This window comes from Saccharopolyspora sp. NPDC000359, from assembly GCF_040300525.1.
Classification (GTDB): domain Bacteria; phylum Actinomycetota; class Actinomycetes; order Mycobacteriales; family Pseudonocardiaceae; genus Saccharopolyspora.
Genome location: NZ_JBEPDU010000006.1, coordinates 123715 through 142885 on the forward strand (window position 1 = coordinate 123715; position 19171 = coordinate 142885).

Genomic DNA, 19171 nt, shown 5'->3' on the forward strand with positions numbered 1-19171 from the left:
TCCGCGATTTCCAGTGGTGATCGCGCCCAGGATCGAACTCACGTTCCGCGGTTTCTTGGGGCTGGGTCACGTCACGGTCCCCTGAGGTGCGGGTGAGCAGGACTTCGTTCGGCACAAGGGAGATCACGGTGTCTCCACCGGGGTCTGTGCTTCTCGCACCGGGTTGTGGCACCGCAGCAGGCGGGCGCCGACGTCGATGCTCACGTCCGGGGTCTGCTGCTCGCAGACCTCCTGCGCGTTCGGGCAGCGCGGGCAGAACGCGCACCCCGCGTCCCACGGGATGTTGTCGCTCACCGAGCCCTTGATCGGCGAGAGCCGCTGGCCGCGCGGAGCGTCCAGCCGCGGGATCGAGGCCAGCAGCCCGGCGGTGTAGGGGTGGCGGGGACGCGCGAACAGCTCGTGCCGCGCGGCGCGCTCCACCACCCGGCCCGCGTAGAGCACGTTCACCTCGTCGCAGAGCCCGGCCACCACACCCAGGTCGTGGGTGATCATGATCAGCGCGGTCTCGGTCTCCGCGACCAGTTCCGACAGCAGCCGCAGGATCTGCGCCTGGATCGTCACGTCCAGCGCGGTGGTGGGTTCGTCGGCGATGAGCAGCCGCGGCTTGCACGCCAGCGCCATCGCGATCAGCGCGCGCTGCCGCATGCCGCCGGAGAGCTGGTGCGGGAACTCCTTGAGCCGCCGTCGCGGGTCCGGGATGCCCACCCGGCGCAGCAGGTCCTCGGCCTCCGGCAGCGCTTCCTTGCGCGGCAGGCCGCGGTGCTGCTCGATGACCTCGGAGACCTGCAGCCCGATCGACACCACCGGGTTCAGCGAGGTCAGCGGGTCCTGGAACACCATGCTCAGATCGCTGCCGCGGCGCTGGTCCAGCTCCCGCTTCGACAGCGCGAGCAGGTCGGTGCCGTCGAAGCGCACCGAGCCGGAGACCTCCGCACCGCGCTGCGGCAGCAGCCCCATGATCGCCAGCGAGGTGACCGACTTTCCGCACCCGGACTCGCCGACCAGGCCGACGGTGCGGCCGGGCTCGACGTCGAAGGAGATGCCGTCCACGGCGGTCACCGGCGGCTCGCCCTTGCGGGCGAAGACGACCGAGAGGTCGCGGACTTCCAGCAGTGCCATGTTCCTCCTCCGTCAGCGCCGGCGCTTCGGGTCCAGCGCGTCCCGCAGGGACTCGCCGACCAGGGTGAAGCCGAGGGCGACCAGGATGATGCAGCTCGCCGGCCAGAACGCCAGCTGCGGGTGCGAGTCGATGATGTTCTGCGCGCCGCCGAGCATCTGGCCCCACTCCGGGACCGAGTCGTCGGCCGCGCCGAGGCCGAGGAAGGACAGCGCCGCCGCGTCGATGATCGCCACCGCCAGCACCAGCGTGGCCTGCACGATCACCGGCCCGAGCGCGTTCGGCAGCATGTGCCGGAACACGATCGAGCTCTCCTTCACGCCCAGCGCCCGCGCGGCCAGCACGTGGTCGCTGGCGCGCTGCGCCAGCATCGTGCCCCGCAGCAGGCGGCCGAAGATCGGCACCTGCACGATCGCCACCGCCAGGATCACGGTGAACTGGCTCTGCTGCACGAACAGCGCGCCGATCGACACCGCCAGCAGCAGCGACGGCACCGACAGCATCACGTCCACGACCCGCATCACCAGCGAGTCCACCCAGCCGCCGAACGCCCCGGCCAGCACGCCCAGCACCAGCCCGCCGCCGAGGCCGATCACGGTGGCCAGCACCGCGACCAGCAGCGTCTGCTGCGAACCCAGCAGCAGCCGGGAGAACAGGTCGCGGCCGTACTGGTCGCCGCCGAGCGGGTGGCCCTCCTGCGGCGGCGGGATCAGGTTCTCCGCGCGGGACACCTGGTCCACCAGCACCCGCTGCGCCGGGTCGTGCGGCGCCAGCAGCGGCGCCAGCAGCGCCACCAGCACGAACACCGCGATGATCACGGCGCCGACGACGAACACCGGGTTGCGCTTGAGCCGCCGCCACGCGGACGCCGCCAAGCTGACCCCGGCGTCCGACGACGCCTCCGCCAGCGCGTCGATGCGCTCCTTGCGCTGCGTTTTCAGAGCCATGACCTCACCGTGTCCGCAGTCGTGGGTCGATCACCGCGTACGAGAGGTCCACCAGCAGGTTGACCAGCACGTACACCATCGCCGAAGCCAGGATCACCACTTGCAGCACCGGGAAGTCCTTGCGCTCGAAGCCCAGCGCGACCGCCTGCCCGATGCCGGCGATGTTGAAGACCCGCTCGGTCAGCACCGCCCCGGCCAGCAGCGCACCGGTCTGCAGGCCGACCGTGGTGACCACCGGCAGCATCGCGTTGTGCAGGATGTGCCGACGGCGGATCACCATCGCGCCCAGGCCCTTAGCCCGCGCGGTGCGCACGTAGTCCTCGTCCATCACGTCCAGCACCGCGGCCCGGGTGATCCGGAAGATCACCGCGAACGGGATGGTGGACAGCGCGATCGCCGGGAGTATCAGGTGCACGAACGAGTCCCACGCGGCGTCCCACTCGCGGGTCATCAGCCCGTCGAGGATGTAGAAGCCGGTGATGCGGGTGGCGTCCAGCCCGGCGTCCTGCCGACCGGACGCGGGCAGCACGCCCAGCTGGACGGCGAAGACGAACTTCAGCAGGAACGCCAGGAAGAACACCGGCACCGCGACGCCCACCAGCGACCAGGTGATGCTGACGTTGTCCAGCCAGCTGCCGCGCTTGCGGGCGGCCAGGTAGCCCATCGGGATGCCGATCGCCACCGCCAGCAGCAGCGCCAGGATGGACAGCTCCAGCGTCGCCGGGAACCGGGTCAGGAACACCTCCAGCGCGGGCGACCCGGGTTGGACGCCGGTGGAGCTGCCGAAGTCACCGGTGATGGCGCGACCCAGGAAGCGCCAGTACTGCACGAAGATCGGCTGGTCCATGCCGAGGTCGGCTTCCAGCTTGGCCCGCGCCTCCGGCGTGGCGCGGTCCCCCAGCATCGCCGACACCGGCCCGCCGGGCAGCGACCGCAGCCAGGCGAACAGCAGGATCGACAGGACGAAGACGACCAGCACCAGCTGTGCCAGTCGCCGGATCGTGTAGCGGAGCACGCGAACCCCCGTTGCTCAGTTCGGCCGTGAGCACGGTCCCGCGCGGAACCGGGCAGCAGCGCCGGTTCCGCGCGAGACCGTCACCTCACTGGCCCGAGACGCTCACCGAGGCGAACTCTTCGGCGGTCAGGGGCGAGGTCTGCAGACCGTCCACGTTGGAGCTCGTCACGATCGCCGGCGGCGAGTGCGACAGCGGGACGGCCGGCAGGTACTCGGACAGCAGCTTGCGGTTGATGTCCTGGTACATCTGGTTGCGCTTGGCCTCGTCCGGTTCGCTGTCGGCGGCCTTCAGCTGGTTGGCCAGGTCCGCGCCCCACGGCGAACCCGCCGTGTAGAAGCGGTTCTCCGTGGTGCCGAAGAAGGTGCCGATGAAGTTGTCCGGCGTGTTGTAGTCGCCGGTCCAGCCGAGCAGGAAGATGTCGGCCCGGGCGTTGTCGACGTCGTCGATGTAGCCGCCGTTCCACGGCTTGCTGACCGGGTTGACCGTGATGCCGGCCTCGCGCAGGTCCTCGGCGAGGGCGTTGTAGATGCCCTGCGGGTCCGGCATGTACGGCCGGGTCACCTCGGTGGGCCAGTAGAAGTTCACCGCCAGGTCCGGCACGCCCGCCTCGGCGAGCAGCTGCTTGGCCTTGGCCGGGTCGTGCGGGTACTGCTGCACGTCCTTGGCGTAGCCGTCGACCGTTTCCGGGTAGAACTGGGTCGCCACCGAGGCGCCCTCCGGCAGGTTCGCCTTGACCAGCGTCTCCCGGTCCACCGCGTAGGCCAGCGCCTGGCGGACCCGCAGGTCCTTCAGCGCCGGGTTGTTCTTCTGGGTGATGCCCAGGTACATGATGTTGAACGGGTCGCGGACCTGGACGTTGTGCCCGGCGTCGCGCAGCGCCTTGAGGTCGGCGGCGTTCGGGTAGTCGTAGCCGTCGATGGCCCCCGACTCCAGCTCCTGCTTGCGCACCGTCTCGTCCGGGATGATGCGGAAGATCAGCTCGTTGACCTTGGCCTTCTCACCCCAGTACTCGTCGTTGCGGGTGAGCTTGATGGTGCCGTTGCCCTCGTCGTAGGAGGCGAACTTGAACGGCCCGGTGCCGGTCGGGTGCGAGCGCGAGTACTCGGGGTAGACGAAGCTGTCGCCCTGCGCCTGCACGTTGTTGGCCTGGTACTTCTCCATCGCCGTCGGCGACTGCATGCTGAACGACGGGAGCCCGAGGATGTCCGGGAACTTCGAGCTGGCGCGGGTCAGGTGCACCACCGCGGTCGCCGGGTCCGGCGACTCGCAGGACTGGTACAGCGACGGGGTCGCACCGTCGGAGAACCCGCCGAAGTTCTCGATCCAGTAGTAGGACAGCGCGTTGTTCTGCCCGGCCCCGGTCTGCTCGTACATGCGCTGGAAGTTCTTGCACACCGCTTCGGCGTTGAAGTCGGTGCCGTCGTGGAACTTCACGCCGGTGCGCAGCTTGAACGTCCAGGTCTTGCCGTCCGGGGTGTGCTCCCAGGACTCCGCGAGCTCCGGTTGGACGTCGGCGGACCCGGGCTTGAACCCGACCAGCCCCTCGGTGATCTGCCGGGTGACCCGGAAGGTCTCACCGTCGGAGGCGTAGAAGGGGTCGAACCCGTCGGGGGCCCCAGCCGCGCCGAAGGTGAACGTGCCGCCTTCCCCGCCGCCCGCTTCGCGCTGGGACTGCGCGCAGGCGGCCAGCGAGGTGGCCGCGACCAAGGCGACACCGACGGTGGCGACACGGCGCCGCGTGGTGAGCGCGCGACGTGGCGCCGATGGAGCTCTACTCATGGAACACCTCAGTGTGTCTCAGGTCTCAGAGTTCCGTGAGACTAACCCGCAGCGCGCGTTCACTGGGGTCCTCGAGGTTACGATCCGACTACTTAGGGCGACCTAATGAACCGGTGGATATCGGACATTAATCCAGTCGGACCAGCGAATTCGCCTACTTTCCACCGAAGCAACTCCGGACCGGAGTTGTGGCAAATACGGGAAAATCCGCTGACACCCACCGGATTCACAGGCTGTGGCAAGCCGACCGCGCCACGGTGGGAAGGGAGTGCGGGCGAACATCCCGGAGCCCGCACCGCCACGCCAACCGGCCACGGGATTCCCGATGGCTACAGGGCTCGGCGGCCCGAGAGGGCTCGGCCCAGGGTGAGCTCGTCGGCGAACTCGAGGTCGCCGCCCATCGGTAGGCCGGAGGCGAGGCGGGTGACCGTCAGGCCCGGGAAGTCGCGCAACATCCGGACCAGGTAGGTCGCGGTGGCCTCGCCCTCGGTGTTCGGGTCGGTCGCGATGATCACCTCGGTGATGTCGTCCTGCCCGATGCGGGCCAGCAGCTCGCGCACCCGCAGCTGGTCCGGGCCGACCCCGGACAGCGGGTCCAGCGCACCGCCCAGCACGTGGTAGCGCCCCTTGAACTCGCGGGTGCGCTCGATGGCCAGGACGTCCTTGGGCTCCTCGACGACGCACACCAGCGTCTTGTCCCGGCGGGAGTCCCGGCAGATGCGGCAGGTGGCCTCCTCGGAGACGTTGCCGCAGACGTCGCAGAACACCACGCCCTCCTTGACCTTCTGCAGCACCTCCTGCAGCCGGGTCACGTCCGCGGGCTCCGCCGCGAGCAGGTGGAAGGCGATGCGCTGCGCGCTCTTCGGACCGATGCCCGGCAACCTGCCGAGCTCGTCGATCAAATCCTGTACCGGACCTTCGTACACTTCTCGCTCGTTTCCAGGGGCTGCGCAGCTTCGGCTGAAACTGCGATCACGGCTGGTGCTCCGCTGAGCTCTTCTCTTGGTCGGCTGCGACCGCTGCGGCACCTGGCCTGCGTTGAGCCACAGGTTGCCGCCAAGGGCTTCCGGTGCCCACCTCCGCGGCTCGCACCGCCGCGAATCCTCAGCGTTCGCCTGGCGAGGACGGCCCTGACGCCATGCGGTCCTGCACCAGTCAGGGCACCCGCAGACCAGGCGGGCGCTGAGGTTCCGCTCCCGGCACCGCCACGCTGGACGAGGTGGGAGAACCGGATCCAAGCTGGTCCGGGGATCACATGCCCGGGAGGCTCATCCCGCCGAGTCCACCACCGAGGCCGCTGGTCAGCGGGCCCATCTTCTCCGCCTGGAGCTCCTGCGCCGCGCGGTTGGCGTCGCGGACCGCGGCGACCACCAGGTCCGCCAGCGTCTCGGTGTCCTCCGGGTCGGCGGCCTTCGGGTCGATCGAAAGCCCCTTCAGCTCGCCCGAGCCGGTCACCGTGGCGGTAACCAGCCCGCCCCCGGCGCTGCCGGAGACCTCAGCCGCGGCGAGCTCCTGCTGCGCAGTCATCAGCTGCTGCTGCATCTTCTGCGCCTGTTCCATGATCTGCTGCATGTTCGGCTGGCCACCTGGCTGCACCGTGTTCCTCCTCGCCTCGCGGGACCTGCGCCACCCCGCACGGGGGGTACGGCTCCAGCCTAAAGCCTGCTGGTGGTCGCGTTGCTCGCGTGGTCGCTTAGGTGCTCCCTGGTGCGCGGGTCAACCCCTGGGCTTGGCAGGTTCCACGTGACAGGGTGTCGGCATGGCGCTGGACATCGTGCGGTTGTTGCAGCTCACCAGCTGGCGGGCCTTCGACGTGGCCAGCACCGGGCGGGTGCTGGCGGGCTCCGACGAGTCCGGCTCCACGCAGCTGGTCGAGATCGGCGGCGGCACGAGCACCCCGCTGACCGCGCTGTCCGGCGCGGTGTCCGGCCGCTACCTGCCGGGCGAGCGCGCGGTGGTGGTGCAGCACGACACCGACGGCGACGAACGCGGCCAGCTGTCGCTGCTGCGCCTGGACCAGCCACGGCCCGGACCGGTCCGGCTGCCCGAGCTGTGCCCGCTGGTCCGCGACCCCGAGCACGTGCACCGGCTGCTGGACGTGCTGCCCGGCCGGATCGTCTACAGCACCAACCGCCGCAACGAGGTCGACTTCGACGTGGTGGTCCGCGACGTGACCACCGGCGAGGAGCACGTCGCCTACGACGGGGGCGGCATGGTGCTGGAGGTCGCGGCGGCGCCGGACGGCCACCGGGTGGCGCTCACCGTGCCCGGCGGGCCACCGATGTCCGACCAGCTGCTGGTGGTCGACGGGACCTCGGTGCGGGCGGTGACCGGCCGGGAGGTGCCCGCCCGGCACACCAACATCCGCTGGCTGCCCGGTGGTTCCGGGCTGATCACCACCACCAACTTCGAGCGCGACCGCACCGGCATCGCCCGCATCGACCCGCGCACCGGGGCCCGGACCTGGCTGGTGACCTCCGACAACCACGACCTGACCGGCTGGCCCTCCCCGGACGGCAGGACGCTGCTGGTGCAGGCCAACGACGACGGTGCGAGCCGCCTGGCGCTGCACGACGCGGCGACCGGCGAGCGGCTGCGCGAGGTGCGCCTGCCCGCGGACGGCTGGTGCGCGTTACCGCTGCCGCAACCCGTGTGGTCGCCTGACTCGCGGTTCGTCGCGCTGACGTTCACCGGCCCGGCGGTCCCCGGCGACGCGCTGCTGCTGGACGTGACCACCGGCGAGTGCCGCGCGCTGACCAACTCCGCCGGGCAGCTCGACGAGCGGCCGGTGGAGCCGAGCACCCACCGGGTGCCGACCCGCGACGGCGAGCAGCTGCCGTGCTTCCGCTACTCCCCCGCGGACCCCGACCCGCAGCTGGCCGGGTCCGCGGTGCTGATCGTCCACGGTGGACCGGAGAGCCAGTCGGTGCGGGCGTTCAACCCGATCATCCAGGCGCTCGTCGCGCAGGGCCACGAGGTGCTGGTGCCGAACGTGCGCGGCTCCACCGGCTACGGCAAGCGCTGGTACTCCGCCGACGACGGCCGCAAGCGCCTGGAAGCGGTGGCCGACCTGGGCGACCTGCACGACTGGCTGCCCGAGCTCGGCCTGGACCCGCGCCGGGCCGCGCTGTGGGGCGGCTCGTACGGCGGCTACATGGTGCTGGCCGGGCTGGCGTTCCAGCCGGAGCGCTGGGCGGCGGGCGTCGACATCGTCGGCATCTCGTCGCTGGTGACGTTCCTGGAGAACACCGCCCCGTACCGGCGCGCCCACCGCGAACGCGAGTACGGCTCGCTGCGCGCCGACGCGGACTTCCTCCACCGGGCCTCGCCGCTGACCGAGGTCGAGTCGATCGCCGCACCCCTGTTCGTCCTGCACGGCGCCAACGACCCGAGGGTGCCCCTGTCGGAGGCGGAGCAGGTCGCCGGAGCGCTCCGCGCGAAGGGACTGGAGTGCGAACTCCTGGTCTACCCGGACGAAGGGCACGGCCTGGCCAAGCGCACCAACCGACTCGACGCCTACCCCAGGGCCCTCGACTTCCTGGCCCGCCACCTCGCGAAACCCACCTGACCCAACCGCCCCGCCGTCGGCCCCGAACGCGGTTTCCACCGAGGTGGAACCCCTGCAGCCGAGCCACCCGTCGTTGCAGTTCCAACTGAAACTGCAACGGTCAGGCAAGCACCGACGCCGCTCCCACCGACCCCCAGCGCCGATCGCGAGCGAAAGAGCGGTGACGTGTCGTCGGATGAGCAAGGACGGGCGCAGTTTCAATTGAAACTGCGGGCTTCCGGCGTGTCGGGTGCCCGACACACCGGTGGTGCGTCGGGACGACTTCACTGCTCGGTGCAGGTGAAGGTGCGATCCCCATTGAGATCGGACGTCCGACCTCAGTGGAAATCACGTGGTCGGAGCCGAGGAACCGGTGGGGCGGAGCCCCTGGGCGGTGTGGGGTCAGTTGTCGATTCGGCGGGCGCCGAGTTCCCGTTCGAAGAGCTCGACCGCCGCCGCCTCGGGGTCCGGGCCGACCGGCGTGGTGCCGTCGTACGGGGAGGACTCGGCGAGCATCGCCTCCGGGTCCTCCTCGTCGTCGGCGGCCGACGGCTTCGGCGCGCGCGGCGGTTCCGACGGCCTGACCGGCTCCGGTGGCGGCGGGACGTCGTCCGGCGGTGGCGGTTCCTCGTCCGGGGGTTCGGGCGGGGGCGGGATGTCGTCGGGCTCCGGCGTACGCGGCACCGAACCCTGGCGCGGCGACTGCGCCCGCGCCTGCCCGTTGGACGGGCGCGACGGCTGAGCGCTCGAAGCCGGGTTGTTCGGCGGCTCGCTCGGTGGCGGGCTCGTGGCCTCGGAGTTCGCGGTCGACCGGCGCTGCGGGGGCTGCTTCGGCGCAGCCGGGCGCGCCGGTGCTGGCGGCGGCGCCGCACCCGCCTCGACGCACTGGATCTCCCAGTCGCCGGGGCTGACCACCTGGCTGAGCGCCTGCCGCACGAAGTCCAGCCGACGCTGCTGGGCGAACTGCTTGACCAGGCCGGACGTGGGCATCGACAGCACGAGCACACCGTCGCGGATGTCCTGCACCGTGGCGTTGAGCAGGAGCGCCTGCGTCGGCCGGTTCAGCTTCGCGACGGCCTGCAGCACGTCGTTCCACACCTTCCGCACCTGCGCCGCGTCGTACCCGCCTGCGGCTCCCGCCGCAGCAGGCTCCGCCTGCCCGGCTCCGCCGGTCGCTCCACCGCCGGTCGCCGCTCCGCCGCGCTGCGGCTCCGCCGCACCACGCGCGCTCGGCGGCTGCGCCCCGGCTCCGCCGCCCGGCGCCGCCGACGCGCCGCCACGCGGCTGCACCGCAGCTCCGCCCGCCTGCGCCGACGCTCCGCTTCCCGGCTCCGCAACGGCTCCGCCCGGCGCCGGTACTCCGCCCGTCTGCCCGTCTCCGCCCTGCGCCACAGCTCCGCCAGGCTCCGCCACAGCTCCACCCGGCTGCGCCGACGCTCCGCCCGACGCCGCGACTCCGCCCTGCGGCTCCGCCGCGGCTCCGCCGCCCGGCTCCGCTCCGTCGCGGGTCGCGGCTTCCGCCGCCGCGCGCTCGTGCGGGCGTTGGAAGACCCGGCGCGGCCGGGAGTCGCCGTCCGCCGCTGGCGCGGCGTCCTGGGCGGGTGCGGTGCCCTCGCCTGGGGCCAGGGTCGCGCGGCGTTCGACGCGTTCGATTCGTTGCAGGAGCGCCGCCTCCGCGTCCGAGACCGCGGGGAGCAGCATCCGGGCGCAGAGGAGTTCGAGCAGGAGGCGGGGTGCGGTGGCGCCGCGCATCTCGGCCAGCCCGGTGTGCACGATCTCGGCGAAGCGGGAGAGGGTGGCCGGGCCGAGCTGGTCGGCCTGGGTGCGCATCCGCGTCAGCTCCTCGCCCGCCGCCTCCACCAGGCCGCGGTCGGCCGCGTCCGGGACCGAGCTGAGCAGCACCAGGTCGCGGAAGCGGTCGAGCAGGTCCGAGCCGAAGCGGCGCGGGTCGTGGCCCGCTTCCACCAGCCGGTCGACGGTGCCGTAGACGGCCGCCGCGTCGCCGCTCGCGAGCGCGTCCACCATGTCGTCGATCAGGGCCACGTCGGTGACGCCGAGCAGCGCGACCGCGCGCTCGTAGGTGACGCCCTGGTCGGTCGCCCCGGCCAGCAGCTGGTCGAGCACGCTCAGCGTGTCGCGCGCGGAGCCACCGCCAGCACGGATGACCAGCGGGAACACCGCGGGCTCCACCTGCACGCCCTCGTCGGCGCAGATCCGCTCGACCAGCTCGCGCATCACGCCCGGCGGCATCAGCCGGAACGGGTAGTGGTGGGTCCGGGACCGGATGGTGGTGAGCACCTTGTCCGGCTCGGTGGTGGCGAAGACGAAGATCAGGTGCTCGGGCGGTTCCTCGACGATCTTCAGCAGGGCGTTGAAGCCCTGCGTGGTGACCATGTGGGCCTCGTCGATGATGAAGATCCGGTACCGCGACTGGGCGGGCGCGTAGAAGGCCCGGTCGCGCAGTTCGCGGGTGTCGTCGACACCACCGTGGCTGGCCGCGTCGAGCTCGACGACGTCGACGCTGCCGCCGCCCTCGGGCGCCAGCGCCACGCAGGAGTCGCACTCGCCGCACGGGTCGGCCGTCGGCCCCTGCGCGCAGTTCAGCGAGCGGGCGAGGATGCGCGCGCTGGAGGTCTTGCCGCAGCCGCGCGGCCCGGAGAACAGGTACGCGTGGTTGATCCGGCCGGAGGACAGCGCGGTCCGCAGCGGCTCGGTGACGTGTTCCTGCCCGACGACCTCAGCGAAGGTCGCCGGACGGTACTTGCGGTAGAGGGCGAGCGCCACGACCAGAACCCTACGCGGTACGGCTGACGGCCCGAACAGGACCCGAACGGCCCCGAATGAAGAAGGGGACCCCGTGCACCCGCCAGAGCCCGCTTACCCTTGCTGCCTTCCGGCCCTGGGGGAGTTCACAGGATGGACGCCGCACGGGGTCCACGGACAGTGTAACCCGACCGCCTCGGTGCTCCGCGACGAGGCCTCGCTCACCGGTCGGCGGGCACGTCCCCGGTCATCCGGCGCAGCGCCGCCACGTGTCCGCGGTAGGCGTTCCGGCCCTGTTCGGTGAGCCGGAACCAAGTCCGCGGCCGACGCCCCACCGCACCCTTGCGGACCTCCAGGTACCCGGCGTCCTCCAGCGCCCGCGAGTGCTTCGACAGCATCGAGTCGCTGAGCTCGGTCGAGTCCCGCACCACCCTGAACTCCACCCAGTCCGCCCCGGCCAGCAGCGCGCAGATCGACAGCCGCGGCAGCGGGTGGATGACGGAGTCGATCACGCCCGCACCTTTCCCGCGGCGACGTCCCGGCCGATGCCCAGGTAGACGTTCCGGACGGCCACCCCGGCCGCCGCCCCGCCGAGCACGGCCACTCCCAGCGCGGCCCCGACGAGCCCGTTCAGGATCAGCACCAGCACCCCGACGGTGCCCACCGCCAGCGCCCCGACCTGCAGGAGCACCGTCCGCGCGACGGAGGGGTAAGCGGCCGAGGTCCGCGCGGGCAGGCTCACCCCAACCAACCTCGGCACCAGGAAGGCCGGGCTGCAGAGGGCGGCGAGCCCGAGCACCTGCGCCAACGCGCCGACCACCCCGAACCCGGTGACGTACAGCACGGGCGCCCCCAGCAGCGCCGCCGCCCCGACCGCGTAGAGCACCACGTACCAACCAGGCAGCCGCAACCGCCCGGCGAGCTCCGCCTGCTGCCGCTCGACCTCGCCCAGAGCCGATCCCACCTCGTCCATGCCCGCTCCTCGCTCGTCCACTTTCTAACTGGAAAGTACTTTACAGGCGGCGCGGCGATGGTCAACCGGGTCGCGATCACACGGGGCTGCTGGTCTGCGATCCGGAGCGCGAGGTGGCGCGGGACTCAGGAACGTCGGACGCGCTGGCCGCACATGCGCCGTCGTGCGCCGGGCATCGTCACGAAGTCGTGCGGTGGGAGGAGCGCGTCACCGAGCGGCCCAACGCACCAGGCCCCAGCCCCCGAGGGTCAGCACCACTGCCCCGCCGAGGAGGGAACTCCCGATGATCACGCCCTCCCGCGGCGCGCTCTCCATGCGCCGCACCATCTCGTCGTAGCCGACCGACGAGCGCTGCTCACCGAAGGTGATGAGGCACTGGTCCCCGCGGTGCATGACCTTCCCGTCACACGTCGGGGGCCCTTCGCCGGTGCTGTGCAGCCCGCCGAGCAGCGCAACCGATCCAGCGACCGCCGCGCCGAACGCGAAGGACCACATCAAGGCACCGATGATCCCCGCGAGCACCTTCATCGCGCCTCCCCCATCGGGGAGCACCGCGACGCCAGCGCTCCCCGCACCCGTGTTCCAGCGCCAGCAGACGCTACTCCAACCAGGCGTCCTGACCACCGTTTTCGCGCGGAACCAGCTGTTCGGCCGAGGCGACCCGACCACCGGCCCACCGCGGCGGCGCAGAAAAGTTCATGCTCCGCGCCGCCGAGCCCCCGAGCCTTGACGCCTTCCGCCGTGCTCTCCTGCCACAGGCCCTCGAACAAGGTCGCCACCGAGCGCCACGCAAGATCACGACGACCACCGCCGCCAGGCGCGTCCGCCCAGGTCATGACCCGTATCCGCTGCTCAGGGAGCCCTCTGCTAGGCTTCCGCACGGAGGATTGGCCGAGCGGCCTAAGGCGCACGATTGGAAATCGTGTTGGGTTAACAGCCCTCACGGGTTCGAATCCCGTATCCTCCGCTGGTCAGAGCCCCGGCAGCCACACGCGCAGCCGGGGCTCTTCCGCGTCCAGGCCCAATTCCCACCTCAGTCACTCGGGGAATTCCCAGCCCTGCACCACACGCGGACGTCGGCGCTGGCGGCCGGGGCGTCGCCCTCCGGATCAGGCCATCGAATCCCGCATCCTCCGCGTTCAGGGCGAATGCCCCGCGAGGTCCTCGCGGGGCATTCGCCTCTTCGGTCTCAGCGGACGGTGAAACGGGCGATCTGGGGGTCGTGGTCGCTGGCCTGGTCGGCGAACTCCGCGTTGATGTGGACCAGGTCGTAGTCCGCCGGGAGCGACGGGGTCGCCAGGATGTGGTCCAACTGCTGGGAGTTGCCCTCGTAGACGTAGCTGTAGCGCTCGACCGGGGGCAGGGCGTCCGCCAGCGGGACGAGCGCGCCGCCCTCGGTCAGCCGCCGCACCGCCGGGGAGAAGCCGTAGTCGTTGAGGTCGCCGAGGACCACCACGCGGGCCTGGTCGTCGATGGCCAGTGCTTCGTCGACGAAGCCGCGCACCGCCTGCGCCTGCTTGTCGCGCTGGATCTCGGAGACGCGTTCCGGTGGCTGGAAGCGGCCGTGCAGCGGCTGGTCGCCGCCCTTGGAGTTGAAGTGGTTGGCCACCACCAGCACCGGGCGGCCGCGGAACAGGAACTCGCCGACCAGCGGCTTGCGGCTGTCCTGCCAAGCCTCGTCCGCCGGGTCGATGCGGCCCGGGGAGGCGCTCAGCCCCACGCCGTTGCCGCGCTCGACCGGGTGCACCGGGGTGGTCGCGTCGCCGCCCGGTCGGTCCACGAAGGACACCCGGGCCGGGTTGTAGAGGAACGCCACCCGGATGTTGCCGCCGGGCTGGCCGCCGTCGGTGTTGTCCTGCGGGTCGATCTGGCGCCACAGGTAGCGCGGGCCGCCCGCCGCCGCGATCGCGTCGGTGAACTCGCGGAGCGTGTCCTCGGCAGCCACCACGCCGTCGTCGGTCGGGCCGCTGTTGTCCTGGACCTCTTCCAGCGCGACGATGTCCGGCGACGCCAGGTGCTCGACCACGCCCTGCGCGAGCCGGTCGAACTTCGCCTGGTCGTCGCCCGGTGCGAGGTTCTCCACGTTGTAGGTGGCGACCGCCAGCTCGTCCCGGCCCTGCGGTCGGGTCGACTCCGGCCGCAGGTCGCCTGGCTGGTGCTCGCCGAGGCGGGTCGCCGCCAGCACGTAGCCGCCGAAGCTGGAGTAGTCCAGCGGTCCTTCGGTGCCGCCGCGCAGGGTGTCGCCGACGTTGGCCGCGGGGAACTCACCGCCGGCCAGCGATTCGACCTTCAGCCGCCCCGCGTTGGGGTCGGCGTAGCCGGTGTAGGTGGTGCCGCCACGGCCGTTGGCGTTCTGCTCCGGCTTGGTGGTGATCCACAGCGCCCGGTAGGCGTCGGTCGGCCCGACCACCCGCGCGTCGTCGACCCGCAGCAGCATGCCCTCGCGCGACTCGAGGTGGTCCAGCGCGTAGCGCTGCGGTTCCAGCTCCCGCTTGTCGATGCCGCCGTCCAGCGGGGCGAACTCGACCGGCACCGAGTCCGGGCCGAGCACCTCGGCGGGCACCTCGCCGCGGCCGGTGACCCGCCAGCTCGCCTCGACCAGCTCGGTCACCGACTGGTTCGGCGTTGTCTCCGGCGTTTCCCCGCTCCCCGCGGGGTAGTACTCGGTGACCGTGCCGTCCACCGCCACCGCGTCGCCGACGGCCACCGCCGGGGTCTGCTCACCGGTGAAGACGAACAGGCCCTCGCTGGTGCGCGGATCACCGTCGGGATCCGGGTCCTGGAACCAGAACCCGCGCGCCGACCCGTGGCCGCGCACCCCGGTGACGACGCCGGGCACCCCGGACACCCGCTGCCCGCTGAGCGGGGACACCCGCGTGGTGCCCTGGACGTCGTGGATCCGCACCGCGGGTCCAGCAGCGGCGGCGGGGGCCAAGGAGACCAGCACCCCGGTAGCGACGAGCAGTGACGTGACGCGCACTTCGGCTTCCTCTCGCCAAGCGACATGATCGCCGAGAAGCTACCCGCCCGAAGCCACGAACGACACACGATCACGTGAACAACGAGGTCGCCTGCACCAGCGCGTGCTGAGTAGTTCCCCCCTTGCCGGGCCGGGTGGTGGCCCACTGGACTGAGCAGTGTGATCGCCGATGGGAGGTACGCCGTGCCGAGCAGACCGGTCGGGGCCCGAGTACTGGTCGTCCTCGCCACGTGCGCAGTGCTGGTGCCCTGGTCGCTGTTCTGCTTGCTGATGTTCGGGTTCTCCGCGATGTGCACCGACGACTTCGACGACTCCGACTGCGCCGAAGCGATGAGCCTCCCGGTCCTGCTCGGCGCCCTGGGCCTGCTGCTGGCCGCGGCCCAACTGGTGGCGGCGCTGCGCGGGCGCACGTCGAGGTCGGTCTTGCTGCGCGGCATCCCCGCGCTCGTGCTCGCACCCCTCGGGGTCCTCCTGCTGTTCACGCTGTGATCGTGAACAGCACGAAAAAAGACCGGCCCCCGTGGGGACCGGTCCTCTTCGAGCGGTAGCGGTGGGATTCGAACCCACGGTGGCTGTTAACCACACGCGCTTTCGAGGCGCGCTCCTTAGGCCGCTCGGACACGCTACCGCCGACTAGGCTACATGTTCGGGTCCGCGCTCCTGGCGGGGGGTCAGCGCCACGCGCGGAGGGCGTCCGCCAGGGCGACCCTGGCCCGGAAGAGGCGTCCGCGCACCGCTTGCTCACCTGCGCCGACGCGCTCGCCGATCTTTAGGTACGACAGGCCGTCGATCTCGGCGAGCAGCCAGACCTCGCGCTGCGCGGGCGGCAGGGCGGCCAGCGCGCGGAGCAGGTCCAGCACCCCCGCGCCCGCTTCGGCCGCTCGCTGCGGGTCGGCGATGGGCGCACCGCCGTGCACCGCGCGCTGCTCCGGCACCGACCACACCAGGTCGGTGCGGCGGGTGCGCTTCGTGCGCAGGACGATCAGGCAGCGGCGGCGGGCGATCTGGAACAGCCAGGTCCGCAGCGCAGCCGGTTCGCGCAGGTCACCGGCCCGCCGCCACACCGTGATGAAGGCGTCCTGGACCACGTCCTCGGCCTCCGCGCGGTCGCCCAGCATCCGCAGCGCCATGCCCAGCAGCGGGCCCGAGCAGCTGTGCACCAGTTGTTCGAAGGCCACGTCGTCACCAGCAGCGATGCGCTCTGCGAGCACCGCATCGGTCGGCTCCACGTCACTCCCCTGCAACGCGATGGGTCCGCCCCGGCGAAGCGGAGCGGACCCATCGTCACAGGATCCGGTCAGGATGGTGGCCCGGACAGGCCACCCGAACCGGTGGAATATTCCTCACTTGTTGTCGTCGCGGAGCCGGTCCTTCGCGTCGTCCACGGCCCCGGCCGCACGGTCCTTGACGTCCTGGCCGGCCTCCTTGGCCTTGCCCGCCACCTGGTCGCGCTCGCCAGCGCGCTTCATCTCGTCGTTCCCGGTGGCCTTGCCGAGGGCTTCCTTGGCCTGCCCGGCCAGCTGCTCGGCCTGCTGCTTGGCCTTGTCGAACACACCCATCGGTCACTCCGTTCCTACGGGGAACACGTGCACCACTCCGGGTACCCACGATCGCCCGGACCACTCCGGTCAGTGATCCACATCACCGCGGTGGCCGGCGAAGAACTCCTCGAGCACCGCCGCGCACTCGTCGGCCAGCACCCCGCCGACCACCTCGGGCCGGTGGTTCTGCCGACGGTCGCGCACCACGTCCCACAGCGAGCCGACGGCGCCGGTGCGCGGCTCCCACACCCCGAACACCACCCTGGCCACCCTGGCCAGCACCAGCGCGCCCGCGCACATCGTGCAGGGCTCGACGGTGACCGCGAGCGTGCAGCCCTCCAGCCGCCAGCCGTCGCCGTGCGCGGCGGCCGCGGCGCGCAGCGCCAGGACCTCGGCGTGCGCGGTGGGGTCGCGGAGGGCCTCCCGCTGGTTGTGCGCCTCGGCCAGCACCCGGCCGCCCGGGTCCACCACCACCGCGCCGATCGGAACATCCCCTGTGGACGGAGCCGCGGCGGCGACGCGCAGCGCGGCCCGCACCAGCTCGACGTCACCGGCGCGGGAACCGGATCCGCTCACTGCTCCAACTTCTCCAGCAGCTTCTCGAAGTCGTCCCCGAAGCCGCAGCGCTGGGCGATCATCACCAGCTGCTCGTCCGGGTAGAGGTCGACCTCTTCGATGATCACCAGCAGCTCGCCCTCGGGCAGTCCCAGGTCGGCCAGGATGGACAGGTTGCCCTCCGGCCAGACCTCCTCGTCGTCCTCGTCGGGCGGCTCGACGCGCAGCAGGTCCAGGACGTCCGCGGCGATGTCGTAGTCCAGCGCGGCGGCCGCGTCCGACAGCAGCAGGTCCACCCCGCCGGGCACCGGCCGGATCAGCACGAAGAACTCGTCGTCCACATTGCACATGCCGAACACCGCGCCGGTGGACCGCAGCTCGCGCAACGCCGTGATGGAGGCGTCCAGGCCGGTCAGCGCGGTTCTGTCCATCGCGCTGCACCGCCACCGCCCGTCCTCGCGCACCACGGCGACGGCGAAGCCCGCGACCGGCTCCTGCACCGTCATGGGGACACCGTAGAGCGTGTGAACGCCACCCGAAAGCACTACTGCGCGCTCGTAACCTTCCGAGCACCGAAAGCCCCTCAACCGGGTGCGCCGTGACCGACCGGGTCGGGCAGGATGGGTGGATGCGTGCCGTGTGCGTGATCGGACTGGGACTCATCGGTGGCTCGGTGCTGCGGGCCGCCTCCGCCGCCGGGCGCCCCGCGTGGGGCAGCACCGCCTCCGAGGACGACGCCGCCGCAGCGCGGGCGGAGGGCTTCGAGGTCGTCGACGTGGCCGCGGCGCTGCGCCGGGCCGCCACCGAGGACGCGCTGGTCGTGGTGGCGACACCGCTGACCGCCGTCCGCGATGTGCTGCGGGCGGTCGCCGAGCACGCGCCGGAGGCGTGGCTTACCGACGTGGTCAGCGTCAAGGATCCCGTCGCCGCCGAGGTCCGCAGCCTGCTGCCGGGGGCCCGCTACGCGGGCGGTCACCCGATGGCCGGGCTGTCCAGCTCCGGGTGGGTGGCCGGTTCCGCCGAGCTGTTCTCCGGCGCGGCCTGGGCGGTCACCCTCGAGGAGGACACCTCGCTGGCGGCGTGGCGGGAGGCCGCGCAGCTGGCGCTGGACTGCGGCGCGCAGGTGGTGCCCACCTCGGCGGCGTCGCACGACTCCGCGGTGGCCCGGATCTCGCACCTGCCGCACGTGTTCGCCGCGGTGCTCGCGGCGGTCGGCGCGGACGGTGGACCGCTCGCGCTGTCGCTGGCGGCGGGCTCGTTCCGGGACGGCACGCGGGTGGCGGGCAGCTCGCCGGAGCTGGTGCGGGCCATGACGGAGGGCAACCGGAACGCCCTGCTCGACGCGGTGGACGACGCCCTCGGCCGGTTGGGCGCGGCCCGCGGCTCGCTCGCCTCCACCGGCGGCCTCAAGTCCACAGTGGACATGGGCTACGACTCCCGCCGCTTCCTGGACGAACTGGTCACCTGCGAACGCACGACCACGACGGTCCCCCTCGACGCCGCAGCCCCCCAACGCCTCCGCGAACTCGGCGACCTCGGCAGCCGGGTAGTCGCCCTCACCCCCGACTCAGCCCAAGTCGAAACCCCCACCTCGGTCTGACCCAGGCCCTGGTCCTGGCTGAGCCATCCCCACCCCGGACCGGGTGCGATGCCAATGGAAATCGAACGTCCGATTCCCGTTGAACTCGCGGAAGTCCCGGACGCACGTCGGCGTGTCGGACGTCCGACACGCCGTTGAACCACAGTTTCAACTGAAACTGTGGTCCGAACGAACCCGCACCGAGCGCGGACGAGGAGACAGGCCCACACCGCTCGGACGAGAAGACATGTCCACGCCGAGCTCGGACGCGAAGAGCCCCGGCCTGAAGGAGAAGACGGATCACACCGGACCTGGGCCGGGAAGACGGATCATGCCGGCCCCGGGCGCGAAGGCGGATTGCGCTGGGGCCGGGA

18 protein-coding genes, 2 tRNA genes and 1 other RNA gene are annotated in these 19171 nt (G+C 71.8%); 4 read left to right on the top strand and 17 right to left on the bottom strand.

What is annotated here, in order from left to right; all coding sequences use genetic code 11:
- Positions 1–123 precede the first annotated feature (123 nt).
- From ABT324_RS06540 to ABT324_RS06565, 6 genes are all read right to left on the bottom strand, one after another.
- The gene (locus ABT324_RS06540; RefSeq protein WP_351172673.1) at positions 124–1119 is read right to left on the bottom strand and encodes an ABC transporter ATP-binding protein; all 996 of its coding nucleotides are present in this window, start codon (positions 1117–1119) and stop codon (positions 124–126) included.
- A 12-nt stretch (positions 1120–1131) separates the two neighbouring features.
- Positions 1132–2064 (bottom strand): ABC transporter permease, encoded by a 933-nt coding sequence (locus ABT324_RS06545; protein ID WP_351172676.1) that lies wholly within the window; start codon positions 2062–2064, stop codon positions 1132–1134.
- 4 nt (positions 2065–2068) lie between these two features.
- Positions 2069–3079, bottom strand: a complete 1011-nt coding sequence (locus ABT324_RS06550) for an ABC transporter permease (RefSeq protein ID WP_351172679.1) — start codon at positions 3077–3079, stop codon at positions 2069–2071.
- Between the two features lie 85 nt (positions 3080–3164).
- Entirely contained in the window at positions 3165–4859 is a 1695-nt protein-coding gene (locus ABT324_RS06555) for an ABC transporter substrate-binding protein (RefSeq protein ID WP_351172682.1), read from the bottom strand.
- 329 nt (positions 4860–5188) lie between these two features.
- Positions 5189–5785 (bottom strand): recombination mediator RecR, encoded by a 597-nt coding sequence (recR, locus tag ABT324_RS06560; RefSeq protein ID WP_351172685.1) that lies wholly within the window; start codon positions 5783–5785, stop codon positions 5189–5191.
- 325 nt (positions 5786–6110) lie between these two features.
- Positions 6111–6431 (bottom strand): YbaB/EbfC family nucleoid-associated protein, encoded by a 321-nt coding sequence (locus tag ABT324_RS06565; protein WP_351172688.1) that lies wholly within the window; start codon positions 6429–6431, stop codon positions 6111–6113.
- Positions 6432–6618: 187 nt separating this feature from the next.
- Here ABT324_RS06565 and ABT324_RS06570 point away from each other — a divergent pair, with 187 nt between their 5' ends.
- On the top strand, positions 6619–8427 hold the full coding sequence (locus ABT324_RS06570; RefSeq protein WP_351172691.1) for a S9 family peptidase: 1809 nt from the start codon (positions 6619–6621) through the stop codon (positions 8425–8427).
- Between the two features lie 381 nt (positions 8428–8808).
- On the opposite strand, the gene ABT324_RS06575 is transcribed toward ABT324_RS06570, so the two are convergent.
- The 5 genes from ABT324_RS06575 to ABT324_RS06595 all read right to left on the bottom strand — a co-directional run bounded on the left by ABT324_RS06575 (position 8809) and on the right by ABT324_RS06595 (position 12670).
- Positions 8809–11190: a DNA polymerase III subunit gamma and tau gene (locus ABT324_RS06575; protein WP_351172694.1), complete on the bottom strand. Its 2382-nt coding sequence runs from the start codon at positions 11188–11190 to the stop codon at positions 8809–8811.
- Positions 11191–11250: 60 nt separating this feature from the next.
- An RNA gene (gene ffs / locus ABT324_RS06580) (signal recognition particle sRNA small type) lies at positions 11251–11345 on the bottom strand.
- A 45-nt stretch (positions 11346–11390) separates the two neighbouring features.
- A complete protein-coding gene (locus tag ABT324_RS06585) occupies positions 11391–11681 on the bottom strand; it encodes a winged helix-turn-helix domain-containing protein (RefSeq protein WP_351172697.1) in 291 nt (96 codons plus the stop codon).
- Positions 11678–12142, bottom strand: coding sequence for a hypothetical protein (locus tag ABT324_RS06590; RefSeq protein ID WP_351172700.1), 465 nt, complete (start codon positions 12140–12142; stop codon positions 11678–11680). Before ABT324_RS06590 ends, ABT324_RS06585 begins: the two co-directional genes overlap by 4 nt.
- Before the next feature lie 207 nt (positions 12143–12349).
- The gene (locus tag ABT324_RS06595; RefSeq protein ID WP_351172703.1) at positions 12350–12670 is read right to left on the bottom strand and encodes a hypothetical protein; all 321 of its coding nucleotides are present in this window, start codon (positions 12668–12670) and stop codon (positions 12350–12352) included.
- 353 nt (positions 12671–13023) lie between these two features.
- Between ABT324_RS06595 and ABT324_RS06600 the strand changes: the two genes are divergently transcribed.
- Positions 13024–13109 (top strand) — tRNA-Ser (locus tag ABT324_RS06600).
- A gap of 222 nt (positions 13110–13331) precedes the next feature.
- Here ABT324_RS06600 and ABT324_RS06605 read toward each other — a convergent pair.
- The gene (locus ABT324_RS06605; protein ID WP_351172706.1) at positions 13332–15122 is read right to left on the bottom strand and encodes a DUF8508 domain-containing protein; all 1791 of its coding nucleotides are present in this window, start codon (positions 15120–15122) and stop codon (positions 13332–13334) included.
- Positions 15123–15305: 183 nt separating this feature from the next.
- On the opposite strand from ABT324_RS06605, the gene ABT324_RS06610 reads away from it, so the two are divergent.
- Positions 15306–15611: a hypothetical protein gene (locus ABT324_RS06610; protein WP_351172709.1), complete on the top strand. Its 306-nt coding sequence runs from the start codon at positions 15306–15308 to the stop codon at positions 15609–15611.
- 53 nt (positions 15612–15664) lie between these two features.
- Here the strand turns inward: ABT324_RS06610 and ABT324_RS06615 are convergent.
- The 5 genes from ABT324_RS06615 to ABT324_RS06635 form a co-directional block, all read right to left on the bottom strand.
- A tRNA-Ser gene (locus tag ABT324_RS06615) sits at positions 15665–15750 on the bottom strand.
- Positions 15751–15793: 43 nt separating this feature from the next.
- Positions 15794–16351 (bottom strand): RNA polymerase sigma factor, encoded by a 558-nt coding sequence (locus tag ABT324_RS06620; protein ID WP_351172712.1) that lies wholly within the window; start codon positions 16349–16351, stop codon positions 15794–15796.
- Between the two features lie 114 nt (positions 16352–16465).
- Positions 16466–16681, bottom strand: a complete 216-nt coding sequence (locus ABT324_RS06625; RefSeq protein WP_351172715.1) for a CsbD family protein — start codon at positions 16679–16681, stop codon at positions 16466–16468.
- Between the two features lie 69 nt (positions 16682–16750).
- Positions 16751–17239 (bottom strand): nucleoside deaminase, encoded by a 489-nt coding sequence (locus ABT324_RS06630; protein WP_351172718.1) that lies wholly within the window; start codon positions 17237–17239, stop codon positions 16751–16753.
- The gene (locus ABT324_RS06635) at positions 17236–17724 is read right to left on the bottom strand and encodes a tRNA adenosine deaminase-associated protein (protein ID WP_351172721.1); all 489 of its coding nucleotides are present in this window, start codon (positions 17722–17724) and stop codon (positions 17236–17238) included. The genes ABT324_RS06630 and ABT324_RS06635 overlap by 4 nt, the downstream gene beginning before the upstream one ends.
- A gap of 122 nt (positions 17725–17846) precedes the next feature.
- Between ABT324_RS06635 and ABT324_RS06640 the strand changes: the two genes are divergently transcribed.
- Positions 17847–18818: a prephenate dehydrogenase gene (locus tag ABT324_RS06640; RefSeq protein ID WP_351172724.1), complete on the top strand. Its 972-nt coding sequence runs from the start codon at positions 17847–17849 to the stop codon at positions 18816–18818.
- The last annotated feature ends 353 nt before the right edge of the window (positions 18819–19171 follow it).

Bases quoted from the DNA above. Each gene is read 5' to 3' on its own strand.
- ABT324_RS06595 (WP_351172703.1), bottom strand. From the start codon at position 12,670: ATGAAGGTGCTCGCGGGGATCATCGGTGCCTTGATGTGGTCCTTCGCG.
- ABT324_RS06540 (WP_351172673.1), bottom strand. From the start codon at position 1,119: ATGGCACTGCTGGAAGTCCGCGACCTCTCGGTCGTCTTCGCCCGCAAG.
- ABT324_RS06640 (WP_351172724.1), top strand. From the start codon at position 17,847: ATGCGTGCCGTGTGCGTGATCGGACTGGGACTCATCGGTGGCTCGGTG.
- ABT324_RS06625 (WP_351172715.1), bottom strand. From the start codon at position 16,681: ATGGGTGTGTTCGACAAGGCCAAGCAGCAGGCCGAGCAGCTGGCCGGG.
- ABT324_RS06545 (WP_351172676.1), bottom strand. From the start codon at position 2,064: ATGGCTCTGAAAACGCAGCGCAAGGAGCGCATCGACGCGCTGGCGGAG.
- ABT324_RS06635 (WP_351172721.1), bottom strand. From the start codon at position 17,724: ATGACGGTGCAGGAGCCGGTCGCGGGCTTCGCCGTCGCCGTGGTGCGC.
- ABT324_RS06590 (WP_351172700.1), bottom strand. From the start codon at position 12,142: ATGGACGAGGTGGGATCGGCTCTGGGCGAGGTCGAGCGGCAGCAGGCG.
- ABT324_RS06570 (WP_351172691.1), top strand. From the start codon at position 6,619: ATGGCGCTGGACATCGTGCGGTTGTTGCAGCTCACCAGCTGGCGGGCC.
- ABT324_RS06555 (WP_351172682.1), bottom strand. From the start codon at position 4,859: ATGAGTAGAGCTCCATCGGCGCCACGTCGCGCGCTCACCACGCGGCGC.
- ABT324_RS06565 (WP_351172688.1), bottom strand. From the start codon at position 6,431: ATGCAGCAGATCATGGAACAGGCGCAGAAGATGCAGCAGCAGCTGATG.